This is a genomic window from Pseudoalteromonas sp. KAN5, assembly GCF_022846535.1.
Lineage (GTDB): Bacteria > Pseudomonadota > Gammaproteobacteria > Enterobacterales > Alteromonadaceae > Pseudoalteromonas > Pseudoalteromonas haloplanktis.
In genome coordinates this window covers 3549423-3568564 of sequence record NZ_AP025589.1, presented here as the reverse complement: position 1 = coordinate 3568564, position 19142 = coordinate 3549423, and the positions used below count along the sequence as shown (strand labels likewise).

Below are 19142 nucleotides of genomic sequence, written 5' to 3'. Positions count from 1 at the left end.
GCTGCAACACTAAGGGCCGCAAGGCCCTTTCTCGATCTTGGTAAGCGGTAAGCGGTAAGCGGTAAGCGGTAAGCGGTAAGCGGTAAGCGGTAAGCGGTAAGCGGTAAGCGGTAAGCGGTAAGCCAAGAAACTAATCAATCCAGATTTTATGTCAAGACTTACCTTAAACTCAGACTGCTTCAAACTTATAGCATAAAGCTTAAAACTCCTACGGCACACTATGCCCTGTAGAGCCCTGCCAAATACGATACCATTGCTCACGGTTTAATTTTAACCGCTTAGCTGCAACCGCAGACTCAATACGTTTAATATTGCCCGTACCAAGTACTACCGATGGTGCACTTGGGTGCATTAACAACCACGCATAAACGACTTGGTCAATCTCGTAGCTCTTCCCTACAAACATAAACAATGATTTATCAACAAAATGAAACGATACATTTACACTTGTCCCCCTTCCGGTGTATTGTTTAGGAATCAATAAAAAAGGAATTATATACGATGAAAAAAATGATAGTTTTCATTTTTTTATTGCCAGCTTTTCTACTAGCAAAGCATGCTTCAGCACAAGGGGGTGGGCTTATTTGTAGCAATTACTGGCAGGCACAATTTTCAAGTTGTCCTACAGATCAAGTTGCTTTTATAAAACAGCAAACCTACATACCTACTTTACAAGATAGCTGCACTAATGGTGATGCTATTTGTATTGATGATGCCAATAATCAGCCACTCTATCAACCTTACGCTATTTATAATATTGATGATAACGAAGCCAATAGATTCCAGGTCACAATATACCCCAAAGTGATTAACGCAAATGGCCTTATAACTCAACAAGGCCGCATCGACGTTCAACGCGTAAACCCTACACAACACGAACGTGACTTTGTAAAACACTTAAATGAAGCACAGCATTACCATATGCAAGTACAGGACGCATTGACGTTTACTCAAAAAGGCGGAGTCATGTATTCGGGGAGTGAACAGTCAACGGTAAAATCGTCTCTCAATGCCTGTAAAACCGCGATGAACTATGTTAATGGTGATGATGATTGCCGGGGTATATTAAACGACGAGATTCGCCTTGAAGTACAAAATAATGCTAACTCAATTTCAGTCGTTGCTGCACTCGATAAAGCAAGCGCCTTTATTAAACTAGTTTTAGGTAATGTTGAAACTAACAATTTAAATAAAGTACTCAATTACGATGTGGTTATGAGCTTTGATGATGGCAGTCTTTTAGTTGTCAACGTAGATGTAACTAAAGGGGTTGCAAAAATCATTGCTGATTTAGACGCTTCAAGTGCTGCTAATGGGGATACTCTGACACAATTCTTAGAATCTCAAAATGTTATTAAGGGATCTCACTCTCCTGATGAGTTAGAGTCTTTAATTAACAATCCACAAAGAGGCAATCTGCAAACTCAATGTCGCCCTCGTGGCGTAATGACTGGCGTAAATGTAAAGCATGTACGCACTGTTATAATTGTAGACAAACACGCTAACGAGCGCGTTGTAAATATTTATCAAAAAGAAACTACCTTTATCGCCGTTAGTAACTGCTAACTTTAATATTTATCGCGCGATGTCGAATCGCGCTATAAAATAACCTTTCACTTTACGGCACACTATTCCCTGTTGAACCTTGCCAAATACGATACCATTGCTCACGGTTTAATTTTAACCGCTTAGCTGCAACCGCAGACTCAATACGTTTGATATTGCCCGTACCAAGTACTACCGATGGTGCACTTGGGTGCATTAACAACCAAGCATAAACGACTTGGTCAATTGCGCTTGCACCAATTTCATTGCCAACTTGTTCAAGCACATGGCGTAGACGAATGGCTTTTTCATCGTTTTCTGCGAACAAGCGCCCGCCTGCCAGCGGCGACCAACACATAGGTTTTATATCGAGCAACTGACATTGATCCAACGTGCCATCATCAAGCGCTTTCATTTCATAAGGTGAAAACTCTATTTGGTTAGTGACCAATTCAAAGTCCAAACGTGACTGCAATAAACTCAACTGTGAAGGAGTAAAATTAGATACCCCAAATTCCAGTACATCACCATTTTGCTTAAGAGTATTAAATGCTTGAGCAACTTCATCTGCATCCATCAAGTAATCAGGGCGATGAATAAGTAATACGTCTAAACGGTCGGTATTAAAGTGCTTAAGGGATTGCTGAGCTGAAGTGATGATATGCTGTGTACTTGAATCATAATGATTGGCTTTACCCGCTAAGCCTAAGCTTGCAAAGGCCGGTTTAATACCGCATTTAGTAATAATTTTAATTTCATCACGAATACTTGGCTTTAGTGCCAAGGCTTTACCAAACTCACGCTCACAGCCATATTCACCATAAATATCAGCATGATCTGTATGTGTTACACCCGCTTCAATTGCTTGCTCAAGAAAAGTTAAACATTGTTGCGGTGTAATTTGCCAGTCTAATAATCGCCAAAAACCAAGTACTAATTGTTCAATAACACGATCTGAGCCGCTCATAATTATCTCTTATTTATCTGGGATATTTATTTCAGTACTAACGAGCCGTTAGCTTTTAATTTAATGCGCTTTATTCTACCGACTTGACATATTTTTAACAGTGTTAAAAGGTTAACTGAAATAAATAGGGAAGAAATGGATAATATTTCGGATTGTGATTATAAAGTTGGCTCCAATGTAGTTATTGTGAAGCCAACCGTACTGTTCTTATAGTTACTGTTATTTTACTTGGTAAGGCACCTTTGCACAGCTAACTTCAACTGTTTTAGGATACCAAATAGGGCCTACTTCATTTACAACCAGCTCGGCTAAGCCATTAGTAAACGATTTGTATGTGTGGACACTTTGCCACTGCGTTTCTGGGCAAATAGCTGATAAATCAACTGCGTCGGAGCCCTCATAAAGAGCGGCGGCAAAGTTGTGATGCCACTGCTCACTTTTATGATTATTAGCTAAATCATCATATTCACCATTATCAAAGTGAATATTTGTACAACCCGTTAAAATCATCATGAATATACACAGTATTAAAAAGCTTAAGTTCTTCATATTTCAGCTCCTTTAACTTGTTGTTCATTACACCACACGCTAATGGTATGGGGAGCATAAATGCCTAATGTTACTAATCCTAACGCGCCGTCGGTAAATGTTTGCTGAGACTGCATTTGCACTACAGCTTGCTCGCCACAGACTTTTTTCACATCAACACGTTGCTCACCAACCAGTCCCCACATAAAAAATGGCCGACTATCTTGATAAGTCGGTTTTGAGTTTAGTTTAGCTATTTTTTGTGGTTGAATTGTTACGGCCGAACAACCTGCAAGCACTAAAAATAACAAACCAGCTATAAATATTCGCATTACTTCATCCTAATTAATTTATTGATACGAAGTGTAAAATAAATGCGTACTAAAAAAAGTAAGAAACTGTATTGAAAATGTAGACAGCAAGCGGTATTCACTAGCTTGGCAAGCTCTTATAGGAACTTTATCGTATTTATGGTGCCTAATATGTAGATAACACTCTTTTTAGCCACATTGCTTTAAGGTAATTGATGCAGATAAAATCACTTTTTCTTGTTACTTGTGTTACTTCTGTAATTGTTTTGCTAAGCATCACAGCTTTGGCCAGCACACCACAATCAGATGAAGACAAGGGCTTTACTGAAACAGCACATACACCCACGCAATGCGCCCAACAGCTTCATGCCAGCAGGCAACAAACATATAGTAACAAATACATTATCCCTGAACAGCTTAAACTGCTGAGTTGGAATATTTATAAAGCGCAAAATAAAGGGCTTTATCAAGATCTGGCACAGTTAAATGAGCAGGCCGATATGGTGTTGCTGCAAGAGGCGATTGCAGATTCACAACTAAGTACACTCAAACCATACTGGCGCTTTTCACCCGGTTACAAAAGTGGCGATCAACAATCAGGCGTGATGACATTAAGCCGCTGGCCTGCAACCGTGCATTGTACATTTACTCATACTGAGCCCTGGTTACGCAGCCCTAAAGCAACCAATATCGTCGAATATGCTATGGCAGGTCAACAACGCTTATTAAGTGTGAATTTACATGGCATAAACTTCACACTAGGTACTGAGAACTACCAACAACAAATCGAGGCTGCCGTACAAGTGATGCAGCAACACCAAGGGCCGATTATTTTTGCAGGTGATCTCAATGCATGGAGCGATGCGAGACAAGCTGTGGTGGTAAATGCTTTAAGCAAACTCGGGTTATCTGAAACGCTCTACCTAGACGATAAACGCACTAAAGCGTTTGGCTTAGCCCTTGATCAAGTGTGGACTCGTGGTGTAACCATCAGCACAACTCGCGTACCGCAATATCAAAGTTCGGACCACAACCCAATACAGGTAACACTTCACCTAGACGAGGCTGAAAATGAAACATCTATCCCGTAATATACACATTCTTATCGGCTGTCTTTTACTCTGTATTAGTCAGCTAAGTATTGCCGCAAGCGCAGAACAAGAAGTGAATCACTTAATTAGTTTTATTGAGCAAAGTCAGGCCACCTTTATTCGTAATGGCGATGAACATACCAGTACAGAAGCCGCTGAACACTTAGCCATGAAATACCGCAGAGCTGGGCGCTATGCAAAAACAGCTGATGATTTTATTGACAACCTTGCCAGTAAAAGCTCATGGACTGGTAAGCCTTACACTGTGATCCTAGCTAATGGCACTACAGTTACCGCCAATAAGTGGTTAACCGATGAATTAACACGTTTTAGAAATACAACAAAGCCGCAATAAGTGCGGCCTTGTTGTTTTTAAAAACCAGTCAACTAACCTAAAACTTAGCTAGGTTATCAACACTGTCTTTATCAATTAACTTAACAAAGGGATCAACCCCCGCGAATAGCGGCTTTTCTTTCACCTTTAATTCAATTGTATTGGTGCCTGTTACAAGCCGATGCTTTTGTGAATAAATCACAAAGTCTTCTGCTAGTAGGTTTTCAGGATCATCGTTGAATAATGCAATATCAATCATTTCATCAAGTGGCTGGTCTGTTTCTTCCCCTTGACCATCAGCACGCTTTTTAGCAGCTTACAGCTTCAACAGTGAGTGTTACCGTATATAAACCGTCACTATCAACCTCATCAGATACTTTCGCTTCTTTCATGGTGAGCTCATATAAAGTGATAAACATAAACTGATCATCAATAAACGCTTGCTCTGCGGGAGTCGCATCACGCTTTAAATAGCTAAGTAAATCAAGCGTAGTAGGATAAGGATTATTTTGATACTTAAAGTCACGAACAAACTCTTTTAAGATACGATTCAAACGTTCCTCACCAAACAGATCATGCATGGCCATCATCACCACTGAACCTTTTTGGTAATAAATATGCGCTTGAGTTTCTACTTTATACAACGGCATTTCTTGATACGCTTCAACCGAGCGACCTTGTAAATACTTATCAAGCTCATACTTTAAGAATTTACGTAGCTTTTGCTCCCCGTATTTTTTCTTAAGCACCATAATTGCGCTGTATTGCGATAGGCTTTCTGACAATACCGCTGCACCTTGTACATTAGCGCCGGTAACCTGATGCCCCCACCACTGGTGCGCCACTTCATGCGCTGTAACATAATACGGCACATCAATCTTACTGCTATCTCGGTTATCAGTAATAAAACCAATTTGCTCAGAATAAGGTACGGTATTTGCAAAACTTTGTGCAAATGACTGATAGCCAGGGAACTCAATAATACGCATTTGCTTATGTTGATAAGCACCAAATTCAGCAGAAAAATAATCAATTGAATCAGTAACCGACTCAATCATACGATCTACGTTCCACGGATGGTCTTGATGGTAATAAACTTCAACATTGACTCCGTTATGCGTTATTTTTTTAGACTCTAAACGAGCAGATAAAATGGCATAAAAGTTTATTATTGGTGAATCCATTTCATAACGGAACGTACGTCGCCCATCAGTCACGGTTTCACTTTTTAAATAACCAGGGGCAATTGCAAATTGCGACTCATCGGTAGTAATGGTTGCAGCAAAGTTGATAAAACCGCCATTCGCGCCAAACATGCTTTGCTTATAATACTGAGTGTCTTCAAGTTTATTAGCGCGCTGTAACTCAGGTAAGCCTCGTTTACGGCGCTCATGTTTATCCGTTAATTGATAACTGTCGTTATAACCAAAGCGTGGGAATAAGCGCCAATTATCAATAAAGGTACCATTAGCAACAAGCTTAGTATCTGTAATGTTATCCGCAAAACCTTGGTGGCTGCGCTCAACTGAAATCTCACCTTTGCGCACTTCACCAGGCATTAACGGCTGGGTAAATTCAAACCACGCTGAATTATAGTCAGGTAATTGTTCAACAATTTCGCCACCGGCAATTTTAACGCCCCACTGTGGGCTGCTATCCGGTTTACTTACCAAAAAGCGCTTAATCGCTTGGTCACTGGTATTGGTAATAAGTACATTGGCTGTGGCGAGCATTTTACGTTGCTGCGGATATATCTCCACATTAAGTTCAACATCAGTGATTATCGGCAGTGGATCATCTTTATACTGTACAAACTTTTGCTCATATTCAACTTGCAAGTTTTCTAACTGATCTTCTGTGTAAAAATCATTCAGCACTCGTGTGTTGTAATAAATTTGTGCACCTGCAGCGACAAATACTACTAAGCCAAGCACGGTTATAGCCTGCCCTTTGCGACCTAAATTATACTGTAACTGCGCCAAACGATTGCGTAAGCTTTGCGACGGACCACGGTGCCACAATGCAAGCCCAATAACGGCTAGCACCACACTCAAACCACCCCAATAAAGTGTGTACCATGCCACCCCAGTTAAGTAATGACCATAGCCATTAATATCAGAATAAGGAGCTGGACTTGACTGAGCGAAATGAAACATATTATGACTAAAACCATAATTACTCAGTACAATTGAAACTAAATAATACAGTGCAAATAATCCCATCCCGATATATTTATTGGCACTCACTATTTGCAAAAAGAACGCCATAATAGCGAGCATCACAAAAGGTAAGAAAGAAAAATAACCCAATCTAAATAGGTATTGCCCAAGCTCTAAATTAAACTGCCCTTTAACTAACTGCACAACAATGGTCAGTATCATGCTAAAAACATAAAGTAAGCCAATAACACTCACTAAAGCCAATAACTTAGAAACCCAAAACACACTGTTGTGTACAGGGAAGCTATCAATAATATCGCCCATCCCGCTGTTACGTTCACGCCAGACTAATTCAGCACTGTAGTACACAATAACAATGGTGATTAATAATCCGATTGCGTTTTGAATGATCCCCACCATATTTTGGGTAACAGGCCAATTAACTGTGCCATACCAACCAATCGGTGCAAATAAAGGCACCATTAGTACAGCTAAAGTAATAAGACTTAAAATTAAAAATGGTGCACTGACCACGACATGCTTAAATTCAAAGACGCAGCGTAATAATAGTTGCTGTTTGAACGAGCTTGCGCTTGCTTTGTGATTCACCGAAGAGGCAATCAATGCAGCCTCTTTTTGTTTAGTAAAATTAGACGCTGCGAGTTTTTTCTTCTCACGTTTAATAACAATACGTGACGACAGTTTTCCAGACGCAAAAAATATAATAATAGCAAGGGCAATCCATAGCACTCGGTTAAATAGTAAGACACCCGTCAGTTCTAACGTTTGGCTATTTTTATCACTTGCAGTCCAATAACGAGTAACATCCAGTAATGAGCCACTAGCAAAAGGATCGGCATAGCCTACAATCCAACGAAACGCTAAATCATCGAAGTAAACAGATATCGTTGAATAGGCAATTAAAAAAGCCACAGCGGTAAGATATACCGCCATCATTGAACGAAAATATGTGGCCACACCATTAAAAATAGCCGCTAAAACAAACAGACTAGGCACTGCGATATAGAAATAAGCAGTTAAATAATAATGTAGCTTATTAGCCCCGACGAGCTCAGGATCTAGCCAGCCAACCAGTAAACCAAAGCCTGAGCCCAAATATATTCCCAGCGGTACAAACGCAAAAATAAGCGCAACAACACAGTACGAACCTAAAAAGCGCCCTAATTGATACATTAATGGCTTGAAGGGCTTGCTAAAGACCAGCTCCGACATATTAGTTTCATCATTACGAATCGCAGAACCAGCAACAAAGTTTACCACCAGAAAAATAGCAAACTGCAGCAAGCCACTCATTAGCATCAAAATACTAAATGGTGAGTTTACATTGACATTACTGCCACCTAGCAAGAAGTTATCACTGCTACTTGCAAAGAAAGCCGCTAAAAAGAAAATTAGCGTGGTCACATAAAATGAAGGCTGACGTATAAAATAACGCAGCTCAAAGGTAAGCATATTCAAAAACATGATATTCCCCTACGCTGCACTGGTATTGCGATGCTGATGCAAAGTAGAAAAATACACATCTTCTAAGTTAGCTTGGCTTGCAGAAAACCCTTCTGGGGCTTGCTCACTATATACATTTAAAATTGTCTGCCCTGCAAACAAACGCTTAGAAATAACAGGTAGATGCTGCTCTAGCTCTTGCGCTTCAGTTTGGCTCATTGTTTTGTGCCAAATTTTACCTTGCAGCTTATCGGTCAGCGCGATAGGGTTGCCTTCAAGTAGTATTTTACCGCCAGCGAGGACCGCCATGTTAGGACAAAGCTCTGCCACATCTTCAACGATATGAGTTGATAATATAACTACTTTCTTCTCGCCCAAGCTTACTAGTAAGTTATGAAAGCGATTACGTTCTTCAGGATCAAGCCCTGCTGTAGGCTCATCAACAATTAATAAATCAGGATCGCCAAGTAATGCTTGTGCAATACCAAAACGTTGGCGCATACCACCAGAAAAACCACTTACCGCTTTATTACGGTGTTGATATAAATTAGTGTGCGCCAATAAACCTTCAACTGACTCCTTGCGCTGCGCTTTGTTGTCTAGTCCTTTTAAAACCGCCATGTGATCCAGTAAATCATAGGCAGAAACACGAGGGTAAACACCAAAATCTTGTGGTAAGTAGCCTAGTCGCTCCCGTAGTTTTTGTGGTTCTTTGAAGACATCAATACTATTAAAAGTAATGCTGCCCGAATCAGCCGATTGTAAAGTGGCAATACTACGCATTAACGATGATTTACCCGCGCCATTTGGCCCGAGCAATCCAAACATACCTTTTTCAATATTTAAATCAACACCTTGCAAGGCATGCACGCCATTGTCATAGGTTTTCGAGAGCCCTTTAATAGATAGCATTATTACTTCCTAGTATTTAATTATAGTAATTATTTAAGTTCATTAACTTACATTACCAGTAGGTTAGTAACAATAGCGCCAAGTTATAATTTTGTAACAGAATGAAAACAGAAAAGCCGCATAAATGCGGCTTGGTTTCACTCTTTAGGAGAGGTGACTTAATTCTGATATATCACTTAACTAAAATTAATGATTAATATTGTAGTAAATTATTTTCATCTTGCTCATCATCTTGATCGATAGAATCAATCATGATGTCAGCAATTTCATTGGTTTGTTCAATCTTATCTTTAGCTAAATACGCATTACGTACGGTATCGTTGTTTTTTGCTAAATACGCTTCACCGATCGAAAAATTATCATCAGTAAAGTTATCAACGGCATCAGCTTTGGCTAATGATTTTTGAATATCTAAATATTGCTGAACCTTGTTGTTAATCGGCTGCTCTATTTGACCAATTGCAGGTACTTCTGGTGTGATAGGCTGAGCATTCAAAGCCCGTGCTTGTGCTGATATTTGAATCACATCAGTCTTAGCGGTTTTCTCTACAGGCGTAGTTTGCGCTGTTGCAACCTGTTTATTTGCATCACTTAAACGCGTGTTAAGTTGATATTGATTAACTTGATTAGCGGCTTGAATGTTCATGATCTCTCTCCATCTAGATCGACACTATATGCAAAGATAGCTGAATATTTTGTGAACACAACGTTCAATAAACAAACAACCCAATCTAAAAAAGCAAAAGTGTAAAGTAGATAGTACTTGCACCTGTTCTCGCCACTAGGTATAAAAATAGCACACACACTTTATAAGAAGCGAAAAGCCATGCAGCAACATGATAATCAGCCACTTAATGATTTTACCGAATACCCTGAAGATGTAATGCTCGAACGGGCAACGGAATTTTTAACCACCAGCCAGCGCCGTCATAGCATTCGTAGTTTTAGCGATCGCCCTGTGCCAAAAGCCATCATAGAAACCTGCATTAAAGCCGCAGGCACAGCACCAAGTGGGGCGAACCACCAGCCGTGGCATTTTGTGGCGATTCATTCTAGTGACGTTAAAAAACAAATTCGTGAAGCAGCTGAAAAACTAGAACGCTCTTTTTATGAAGGCCGCGCAGGCGAAGAGTGGCTTGATGCGTTAAAACCCCTTGGCACAGATGCTAACAAGCCCTATTTAGAACATGCACCGTGGTTAATTGCCGTATTTAGTCAAAAGAAAGGTGGGTTAAATGCTGATGATAAAAACACTAACTATTACGTGCATGAATCGGTCGGCCTTGCAACAGGCTTTTTAATTCAGGCACTGCATAGAGCTGGCCTTGCAACACTCACCCATACACCAAAGCCAATGAGTTTTTTAACCGATATATGCGGTCGTGATAAAGACAACGAGCGCCCTTATATGCTTTTGGTAGCAGGTTACCCCAGTGATGAGGCAACCGTACCTAATCATGCCTTAGTGAAAAAATCGCTGGACGAAATTGCAACGTTTATTTAGCACCTTCCTCTTTGCAAAACCACTGATAAAGCATTGCAATGACCGACTCAACTTTTGGGTCGGTCAAATAGTAATAAATTGTTTGTCCATCACGGCGTGTAGCCACCATCTCGGCTTTACGTAAGCTCGCCAAATGTTGCGACAGCGCAGATTGCGCTAACGGCACACGCTCATTTAACTGCCCTACACTTAACTCATTGTTTAATAGGCTACATAAAATCATTAACCGATTTTTATTCGCCATCAGTTTTAAAAACTGTTCAGCCTGCTGTGCATTATTCGCTAATTGCTCAATATTCATAACGATCCCACTAAAACGTTCTAAGCAAAGTATAGATTTTTACATTAGTAAAATCTAATATAAATAACATTAGGAAAAACTAATATAAGGTATAAATATGAAAATTAGTGACGGTATTCTTTTACTTGCAGGTAGTATGGTGACAATTTCAGAGTATACCCAAACCACCTCAAGATCCGAGGTTCAGTTGGAATTAAAAGCGATTTAGGCAAGGCATTGATTGCAAGTAATAGTGGTTCTATTGCTAAAATCAATAACGCAGTATAAATCGCTTTTAAACCAACCCGATGGGCGTTCCACAGGAACTTACTCTCATCGTTGTTACATCTTAAAAGGGGCTGCCATTCCTGCAAAGTAACGCCTTGATATTAAGCCCCTGTGAAACGCTGAATTCTGTATCTTGAGGTGGTTTGGGTATTAAGCTACTTTGTAGATAGCCGTTTTATGTGGTTAACATTATTTATAGGAGTAAACCTGATCCAAACAGCGTTTACTAAATGGTGCCCACTTATAAATTTTTTGCGCAAACGAGGGTTTACAGACTAATGCTTACTTCAATCCCAGATCTAATGAAAATAATTACCCCCAACCAGCGCCGTATTGATGCTGAGCAAGCAAAGCAAGAGCTTGAGCAAAATCACGGCCTACTAATTGACGTCAGAGAGCCCGCAGAGCATGCAACTAAAGCAGCCACTGGCGCTATTAATATTCCTCGCGGCTTGCTGGAAATGAAGTTAATGGAAATTGAAAAAGACCCTACACGACCGATTTACCTTCATTGTGCCAGTGGCGCGCGGGCAACTTTAAGTGCGGAAGCATTAACCCGTGTAGGGTATGAAAACGTCACTGTGATTACTTGTAACGCAGATACTATTTGCCAAGTATTTTAAAATAACTGGCATCATATCTTCACATAAAAGTCATACTGGTCGGATAAGCTCGTTGTTTTATTTTTAACGGTATAGAGCAATGACGTTTACACGGAGAAGGTTTTTAAAAGCATCGGCAGCGGGTTTTGGCGCTGCCGTTTTATCATTAGGCATCACAGGGTGTACATTTGATAACGATGATGATGAAATCATTGAGGTTAGCTTCGAACACGGTGTAGCCAGTGGCGATCCGCTTAGTGACAGCCTAATTTTATGGACTCGTGTAACGCCTCTTGACTCTGCAACCACCAGCATCAAAGTACAATGGCAAGCAGCAACCGACAGTAACTTTAACAATATAGTTCATGACGGTGAAACCGAAGTAACGACTGCCAGCGACTTTACTCTAAAAGTCGACTTACAAGGCCTAGACGCCAACACCACATACTATTACCGCTTTATTTCAAACGGTAAAACATCACCTACGGGTGCAGGTAAAACATTACCTACAGGCAGTATTGATAAAGTGAAATTTGCTGTTGTGTCGTGCGCTAACTACCCTGCTGGCTTTTTTCATGTGTACGGCGAAATAGCTAAGCAAACAGATTTAGACGCCGTTTTACATTTGGGTGACTATATTTATGAATACGGTAATGGTGGTTATGCTTCACAAGACGCCGCTCTGCTAGGGCGCTTACTACCTGAAGATAATAGCGAAGAAATCATCAGCCTAACTGATTACCGTAAACGTTACGCCCACTATCGTAAAGATAGCAACTTACAAGCCGCTCACGGTAATTGCGCCTTTATAACAGTATGGGATGACCATGAGGTTACAAATGATACCTGGCGTGAAGGGGCAGAAAACCATAATGACGGTGAAGGTGAATTTAACGCGCGTAAAATGCACGCTTTGCAAGCCTACTTTGAGTGGATGCCGATACGTAATGTAGCTGATAAAGAACGTATTTACCGTCGTTTTGAATTTGGTGATTTAGTCTCGCTGTATATGCTTGATACTCGAGTACTCGCTCGCGATGAGCAACTAAGCTATGGTGATTTTGATTTAACCAGCGCACAAGGACAAAGCGATTTTGTTAGTGCTGTTAGCTCGCCAACACGCGCATTACTGGGTAGTGAACAACTAACCTGGCTCACCGATAGTATGGCCACCTCAAGTTCAAAATGGCAAGTACTTGGCCAACAAGTGTTAATGACCAAGATGCACCTGCCGTTTGAAGTGCTACAGCTTTTAGTAAGCCTACAAGTAAGCCAAGCTAACGGCGCGGATACAAATGCCTTATTAGCCCAAGCATCAGGGTTATTTGCTGAGCTGGCACAAATTAAAGGCCGTATTCTAGCCGGTGATCCAACGGTAACTGATGCTGAGCGCGCCCGTGTTGATACCACTGCACCTTACAATCTAGATGCGTGGGACGGCTACGCCTACGAACGCGAAGTACTGCTAGGTACGGCTATTGCCACACAAAAGAATTTAGTCGTTCTAGCCGGTGATACCCATAATGCATGGGCTGGGCAATTAACTACTGATGCCAGTAACCCAATTGCCGCCTCACAAAATGCAGGAGTGGAATTTGCCACTTCATCGGTGTCTTCGCCAGGTCTGGAAGAATACTTAGCATTGAACACCCAAGGACCAGAAGCCACAGCGCAAATGGAACAAGTGATCCCATTACTAGTCAATGATTTAGTTTATAACAACCTCGTAGATCGTGGTTATTTAACCGTTACTTTTACCCCAGAGCAAGCCGCTGCCAAGTGGAACTACGTAAGCAGTATTAAAACCGCGTCTTACGCCATGCAAACTGAGCGCAGCAAAGAACTACGTATGCTAGCAGGTCAGCCAGTAATTCAAGGGTAAAGATTTTAGGTGCTAGGGAAAAGGTTCTAGGTGAAAGATTAAAGCAGCCCGGCGATCAGCTGATCGCCGGAGTTATTTGAGTGCAACGAAGCTCCGCGAAAGAGCCCTTTGCGGTAACGAACTCCAGATGCTGGGATCTTCGTAGGACGTGCTTTAGCGCGTTAATTACACTACTGTCGCCATAAATGACGACCTACATGCTCAGTTGATCTGGTCAATTGATTTAATTTTCGACCCTCACTCACTTCTCATTTTCTTCTCTTTGTGCAAAATGTAGTACAATAATAAGTTAATTTTACTTTCTCTCATCCAGTAGCGTGACCATCATTTGCTCGATGTTTTTCACACTGTAGGTGAGTGCGCGAAGTAATTCGACTTGGCTTTGTGGCTCATCAACTTTAACCTTGCTTGGTTTTGTTTCGGCTAGGTTATCTTTTTGCGTTAAGATTGCCTCGCGAAACTCGCTGGCATCGACTACGCCAAGCAGTGACACGAGAGCGCCATGGCCAGATTGCCCTGCGGTTTCAAAACTCAAGCGATACAAACCAAATAAGCGCATCAGTGGCCCTTGGCTTAACCCAACGTCGGTGATTTTTTCAAGTGGGATAGACTTTTCTTCTTTAAAAAATACACCACGTTTAACCACCAGCTTACGCTCGAGTAATTGAGCCGACATAGCAGCCAAGATTCTGCCACTGACAATCCAAACAAGCAGCAAAATCACGGGAATTAAAGGAATAGTCACAATCCCTAATGTACTGACACACACAGCAAAGACTAGCCAATACGACTTAATTTTAGGATCAAAAGAGGCACTTTTTAAAATAACTTCTGACATCTTAGCTACTCATAGTTGGATTATGATTATAAAATACGCGAACTTTGTTTTAGCTGCAATTTGATCATAAAAAAACCGAGCATCTAGGATGCTCGGTTCTATTTGTTTATAAAGTGTATCAATGCTTAGTTCTTATTGATCAGTACCTGCACATTGTCACGATTAGGGCCAATCACCGTAAAGGTATAATTACCTGCATCTGTAATGGCTACATTAATATTTGCCCCCACAGCTTCAAGTAAACTTTGTTCGCCAACCATAACAATTGGCGATTCACCAACTCCACCATAATCAACAGTACTCCAATCTTCAGAGGCTATTTTGAACTCGTAATCACCGGCATCTAAATCAAGTGATGTACTATAAATAGCATTAGCTTGATAGATTAATGGGTTATCTGTGCCCCAACCATTTAAGCTGCCGCGTAAATAAACTTGTGTGTCTGCAAACATTTGCGCATTAAATACATTCAGCGTGGGTGCATTCAAATCACTGGCATCAAAAATAAACTGATATTCGCCCTCGGTTGCAATATCCATCGTCATATTAGCGCCTTTAACAGCTAATAACTTATCTTCGGCAACGGTTACGGTTGCATCCGCTTCACCAGAACCATAATCAATGGTATCCCAATCTTCAGAAGCTATTTTAAATTCATAGCTACCGGCATTAAGAAAAGTCGAAAAGCTATAAATTCCTTTGCCTTGATAGATTAACTCATCACTGGTGCCCCATTCATTCAAGCTGCCACGAACAAATACAGGCGTACCTACAAATGGTTCTTCGTTATAAATTCTCAGCTGTGGATTGTCTTTATCACTGGCATCAAACGAGAATACATAAGTTGCATCAATTGCAGCATTAAAGGTCATATTAGCGCCACTGCGTGTGAGTGCTTCGGCTTGATTTTCCAACACCTCTTTATCAGCGTCTGATAGCGCACCAAAATCCACACTCGACCAATCTTCAGAGGCAATTTTAAATTCATAGTCTCCCGCAGCTAAAGTAATAGCGACACGGTATTCACCATTGCCTACATATTCAAAGCTGTCAGCTGTGCCCCAATCATTTAAACTGCCACGCACATACACTGTTGTGCTACCAAAAGGCACCACATCTGGCGCACCCACTGTTGCATTAGCACTCAAACCAACGCCTTGCGCTTCGCCTTGTGGTTTAATAAACACAGCTATGGTGTAAGCAGGAACATTGAACGTGCCTTCAGTTTCATTAGCACTAAAACTTACTCCAGACATACTGCTATCGGTGCTGTTTTTAAGTATTGGATGTAATTCAAACCCAGCAGCGGTTGGTACTGTATGTGAAAGCGCATGCTCAGTTGCATTAATTACTACTACGAGCGCATCTACTTGGTTATCTAAATCAGCAAGACCTTGACCATCATCAATGCTCATTACAATCAAACCATGTTGCTGGTTTTTACCGACATTGTGAAAACCGACACGGTCAATAACATCTTGCTCTGTAGTTAATCTAAATAAAGGGCTGCTACTACGAATAGCTAAAAACTCTTGGAACACATCCCCTGCGTACGCTATATCTTGCGGCTGTGCAGCAGCTTGTGGATTACCTGAGACCTTAATGATCTCAGGCCATTTCTCTTGGTTTTTCTCCGCATTAGGTAAACCAATATTCCAATTATTATTTTCTTTCGTTAAATCTACCGCATTAAACCAATCCCCTGCATTATAGCTGTCACGATCCATTGATTTTGAGCGCAGTAAGTCAGCTCCCAATTGCATAAACGGGATACCTTGGCTTACCAATGGAATTGCTAATGCCATATTATGGGCACGCACGCGATGCTCAATACTCATACTTGCTGCATGCTTATATTGCAGTTGATCCCATAAGGTTTCGTTATCGTGCTTTGATACGTAGTTAATGCTATCTGCTGGGTCTAACGCATAAGCGGTTGGCTGGGTGTTCCAGCTAAAGCTATTACCTTTTGCTGAGTTACCCTTAAAGTCTTTGAGTATGTAGTTTTGTAAATTACCCACCAGCGATAAACGTAAGGTATCTTGGTCTGCTAAATTACCATCGGTCGGATTATTACTAAACATAGCCCCACCGCGAACAGCCTCACGGATGCGGTCATTGAATGTGCCCACTTCGGAGCCTGCCATATCAGCTTGCTTAGCTTGGGTGAACAATCGGTTATTAGCGACTTCACCAAAATCCCAGCCTTCACCATAAAAGTAGTTGTCAGGGTCAACAGCTTGCACTGCTTCACGCGCTGCTAAAATTGATGATTTAGGCATGTGCCCCATAACATCAAAGCGGAAGCTGTCGTAACCAAAGTCGCGAGCAAGAATGACCAGTGAATCGCTAACAAACTTGTCCATCATCACATGTTCAGTCGCGGTGTTTTCACAACAGGTTGAACGCTCAATCTCACCGGTTATTTCACTGTATCTGTGGTAATAACCCGGCACGAGTTTATCAAATACTGATTTTTCCCAAATGCCTGATGACGTTGTATGGTTGTATACCACATCAAGAACCACACGAAGGCCGACCTCTTGTAGTGACTGTACCATGGCGCGTGTCTCTTTAACCCGAGCAATGCCCTCGCTACTTGAAGCATACGAACCTTCTGGGGCAATAAAATGATGCGGATCATAACCCCAGTTAAAACCGTCTAAATCACGCATGGCGCTGGCAAGTGCTTGAGCGTCATCAGAGCCAGGCAAGTAGCTTTGCATTAAATCAGCAATGATGCTGTTTTTATCTTCGATTTTACAGGCATTGGCTTCATCGTTTATACGCTCACATAATTTACCTAAGGTATCGGTGATTTCAACACGTTGCTCTGTATCTTCTTCAATGGTGCCAATGTCTGTTACAGGGAGTAAATGAAAATGCGTTAAGCCTTTATCTGCCAGTTGTTTAAGGTGCTGCATTGGCACGCTTTCAAGTTCCGTAAACGCGAGGTACTTACCACGATTTACTTCACTTACTGACGTATCACGAACACTAAAATCACGTACATGACCTTCATAGATAATAGCATCTTCTGGGTTAGTGATTGTTGGCACAATGCGCTCATCCCAGCCCTCTGGTTTGGTATCGTCATCATTTAAGTTGATCAACTGCGAATACAGGCCATTGCTTGATACATTGAGTGAGTAAGGGTCTGTACTCCATAAACTTTCAATCGCTTGAGTAGTGGGATGGTAAACATCAAACGCAAAGCGGTAATAATGACGGTCGTATTGGCTGTCTAAACTCACTGACCAAATACCGGTATTGTTGTCTAACGTCATGGCTGTGCTATGCACTTGCGCTTTTTCGGCATCAAACACGTTGATCATCATATTGCTAGCAGTTGGTGCCCACACTGATACATCTATTGCATTGTTATTATATTGCACACCCAGCATGGCTTCGTTCGCGTCGTTTTCACCTTGGGTGTATAGAGCATCGAGGGCTTTTGCTGTTTGTACAAAGCTTGCTTCAAGTAGCTTGCCGTCGGCGTCGTAGCCCGCCACAACCAGCTGTTGTTTTATAAGTTGTTTTGCAGTAGCGGCATCCCAATTGCCTTGATAAGCAGTCCAATCTGCGAGGTGCGGCACTTTGGCCGCTTGTTCATCGGTTAAATTTGTGGCGATTAGTTCAACTGTTTCACCATTTAAGCCCGCATCTAAATCAACAACCAAATCGGCGGCAGCTGATGAATGCAGCTTAATAATCTGCGTAAGCTCATTGCCGGGCTTATACAAAACCGTATTTAAATCTATCCAATGCGCTGATGCACCATCAATTGCAACTGGGCGTTCACCAAGGCTCGCAACTGGGTATTCAAATACTGTTGGCTCTCCATCAAAGGTAAAGTTCATACGCACAAAACGTTCATCGTCTTGCATCAGTGGCATGGTTAAATCCACATCACCATGGGCCTTACCGGTGCCCTCGGTGCCTATGTGAATAATAAAATTAGCGCACTCGGTATAACCGTCTTTTAGCGCAACTATCCAATAAGCCCCATAGTTTGGATCCACACCATCATACTCATGGCCATTAGGCCAATCGGTAGCATCAAATGGCGGCGCGTAAGCGTCACAACCGTCGGTATTCCAAGAATGTAAACGGTAGCCTTCGTATCCTTCATTTTTATTGCGTTTATAAAATAATACGGCTTCATTTTCCCCTGCAAATACCACAGGGTCTGGTAAGTCAGGGTTATAGCCATTAATACAGCTCTCATTATTTGCATCTGGAAACAACGGTGCATCGCAAGAAATAGGCTCAGGATCGACACACTGAGTCCCTTCACTGTTAGGCACTTGCGGTACATCACAAGTCAATAAGGCTTGGCCTGCTTTTACGTCACTACTGCCTGAACCACCACAGCCAAAAAGTAGTGTTAAGCTCACCGCTAATAGCAAATGAGTCAATTTAGTTATTTTATTCATT

Annotated in this window: 15 protein-coding genes and 2 pseudogenes; 7 read left to right on the top strand and 10 right to left on the bottom strand. The window is 41.5% G+C overall.

Translation table 11 applies throughout. From position 1 onward, the window contains the following. Nucleotides 1-208: 208 nt before the first annotated feature. A pseudogene (locus KAN5_RS15845) lies at nucleotides 209-391 on the bottom strand (oxidoreductase); the annotation flags it as partial. Nucleotides 392-501: 110 nt separating this feature from the next. On the opposite strand from KAN5_RS15845, the gene KAN5_RS15840 reads away from it, so the two are divergent. Beyond that, nucleotides 502-1566: a hypothetical protein gene (locus KAN5_RS15840; RefSeq protein WP_244390095.1), complete on the top strand. Its 1065-nt coding sequence runs from the start codon at nucleotides 502-504 to the stop codon at nucleotides 1564-1566. Nucleotides 1567-1618: 52 nt separating this feature from the next. Here KAN5_RS15840 and KAN5_RS15835 read toward each other — a convergent pair whose 3' ends face one another. The 3 genes from KAN5_RS15835 to KAN5_RS15825 form a co-directional block, all read right to left on the bottom strand. Further along, nucleotides 1619-2512 carry an aldo/keto reductase gene (locus tag KAN5_RS15835; RefSeq protein WP_244390094.1) on the bottom strand — a complete coding sequence of 298 codons (894 nt, stop codon included), beginning with the start codon at nucleotides 2510-2512 and terminating at the stop codon, nucleotides 1619-1621. Between the two features lie 219 nt (nucleotides 2513-2731). Next, nucleotides 2732-3061, bottom strand: a complete 330-nt coding sequence (locus KAN5_RS15830) for a Bor family protein (protein WP_244390093.1) — start codon at nucleotides 3059-3061, stop codon at nucleotides 2732-2734. Beyond that, a complete protein-coding gene (locus tag KAN5_RS15825) occupies nucleotides 3058-3372 on the bottom strand; it encodes a Bor family protein (protein WP_016710186.1) in 315 nt (104 codons plus the stop codon). The genes KAN5_RS15830 and KAN5_RS15825 overlap by 4 nt, the downstream gene beginning before the upstream one ends. A 194-nt stretch (nucleotides 3373-3566) precedes the next feature. Here KAN5_RS15825 and KAN5_RS15820 point away from each other — a divergent pair, with 194 nt between their 5' ends. After that, nucleotides 3567-4442 carry an endonuclease/exonuclease/phosphatase family protein gene (locus KAN5_RS15820; RefSeq protein WP_244390092.1) on the top strand — a complete coding sequence of 292 codons (876 nt, stop codon included), beginning with the start codon at nucleotides 3567-3569 and terminating at the stop codon, nucleotides 4440-4442. Next, on the top strand, nucleotides 4423-4797 hold the full coding sequence (locus tag KAN5_RS15815; RefSeq protein ID WP_244390091.1) for a DUF5329 domain-containing protein: 375 nt from the start codon (nucleotides 4423-4425) through the stop codon (nucleotides 4795-4797). Before KAN5_RS15820 ends, KAN5_RS15815 begins: the two co-directional genes overlap by 20 nt. Before the next feature lie 37 nt (nucleotides 4798-4834). On the opposite strand, the pseudogene KAN5_RS15810 reads toward KAN5_RS15815, so the two are convergent. From KAN5_RS15810 to KAN5_RS15800, 3 genes and pseudogenes are all read right to left on the bottom strand, one after another. Beyond that, nucleotides 4835-8420, bottom strand: a pseudogene (locus KAN5_RS15810) (M1 family aminopeptidase). A gap of 9 nt (nucleotides 8421-8429) precedes the next feature. After that, nucleotides 8430-9311 carry an ABC transporter ATP-binding protein gene (locus KAN5_RS15805; protein ID WP_016710182.1) on the bottom strand — a complete coding sequence of 294 codons (882 nt, stop codon included), beginning with the start codon at nucleotides 9309-9311 and terminating at the stop codon, nucleotides 8430-8432. Nucleotides 9312-9504: 193 nt separating this feature from the next. Continuing rightward, entirely contained in the window at nucleotides 9505-9957 is a 453-nt protein-coding gene (locus KAN5_RS15800) for a hypothetical protein (protein ID WP_244390090.1), read from the bottom strand. A 180-nt stretch (nucleotides 9958-10137) separates the two neighbouring features. Here KAN5_RS15800 and KAN5_RS15795 point away from each other — a divergent pair, with 180 nt between their 5' ends. Further along, on the top strand, nucleotides 10138-10815 hold the full coding sequence (locus KAN5_RS15795; RefSeq protein ID WP_016710180.1) for a nitroreductase family protein: 678 nt from the start codon (nucleotides 10138-10140) through the stop codon (nucleotides 10813-10815). On the opposite strand, the gene KAN5_RS15790 is transcribed toward KAN5_RS15795, so the two are convergent. Next, nucleotides 10808-11116: a metalloregulator ArsR/SmtB family transcription factor gene (locus KAN5_RS15790; protein ID WP_016710179.1), complete on the bottom strand. Its 309-nt coding sequence runs from the start codon at nucleotides 11114-11116 to the stop codon at nucleotides 10808-10810. The genes KAN5_RS15795 and KAN5_RS15790 overlap by 8 nt on opposite strands. A gap of 405 nt (nucleotides 11117-11521) precedes the next feature. Here KAN5_RS15790 and KAN5_RS15785 point away from each other — a divergent pair, with 405 nt between their 5' ends. The 3 genes from KAN5_RS15785 (at nucleotide 11522) to KAN5_RS15775 (ending at nucleotide 13867) form a co-directional block, all read left to right on the top strand. Continuing rightward, nucleotides 11522-11662 carry a DUF2892 domain-containing protein gene (locus tag KAN5_RS15785; RefSeq protein ID WP_347881505.1) on the top strand — a complete coding sequence of 47 codons (141 nt, stop codon included), beginning with the start codon at nucleotides 11522-11524 and terminating at the stop codon, nucleotides 11660-11662. After that, nucleotides 11662-12006, top strand: coding sequence for a rhodanese-like domain-containing protein (locus KAN5_RS15780; protein ID WP_016710175.1), 345 nt, complete (start codon nucleotides 11662-11664; stop codon nucleotides 12004-12006). The genes KAN5_RS15785 and KAN5_RS15780 overlap by 1 nt, the downstream gene beginning before the upstream one ends. Nucleotides 12007-12085: 79 nt before the next feature. Next, entirely contained in the window at nucleotides 12086-13867 is a 1782-nt protein-coding gene (locus KAN5_RS15775; RefSeq protein WP_244390088.1) for an alkaline phosphatase D family protein, read from the top strand. Nucleotides 13868-14162: 295 nt separating this feature from the next. Here KAN5_RS15775 and KAN5_RS15770 read toward each other — a convergent pair whose 3' ends face one another. Then, nucleotides 14163-14705, bottom strand: coding sequence for a PH domain-containing protein (locus KAN5_RS15770; protein WP_016710171.1), 543 nt, complete (start codon nucleotides 14703-14705; stop codon nucleotides 14163-14165). Nucleotides 14706-14830: 125 nt separating this feature from the next. Continuing rightward, nucleotides 14831-19141, bottom strand: a complete 4311-nt coding sequence (locus KAN5_RS15765; RefSeq protein WP_244390087.1) for an alpha-1,6-glucosidase domain-containing protein — start codon at nucleotides 19139-19141, stop codon at nucleotides 14831-14833. Nucleotide 19142 lies beyond the last annotated feature (1 nt).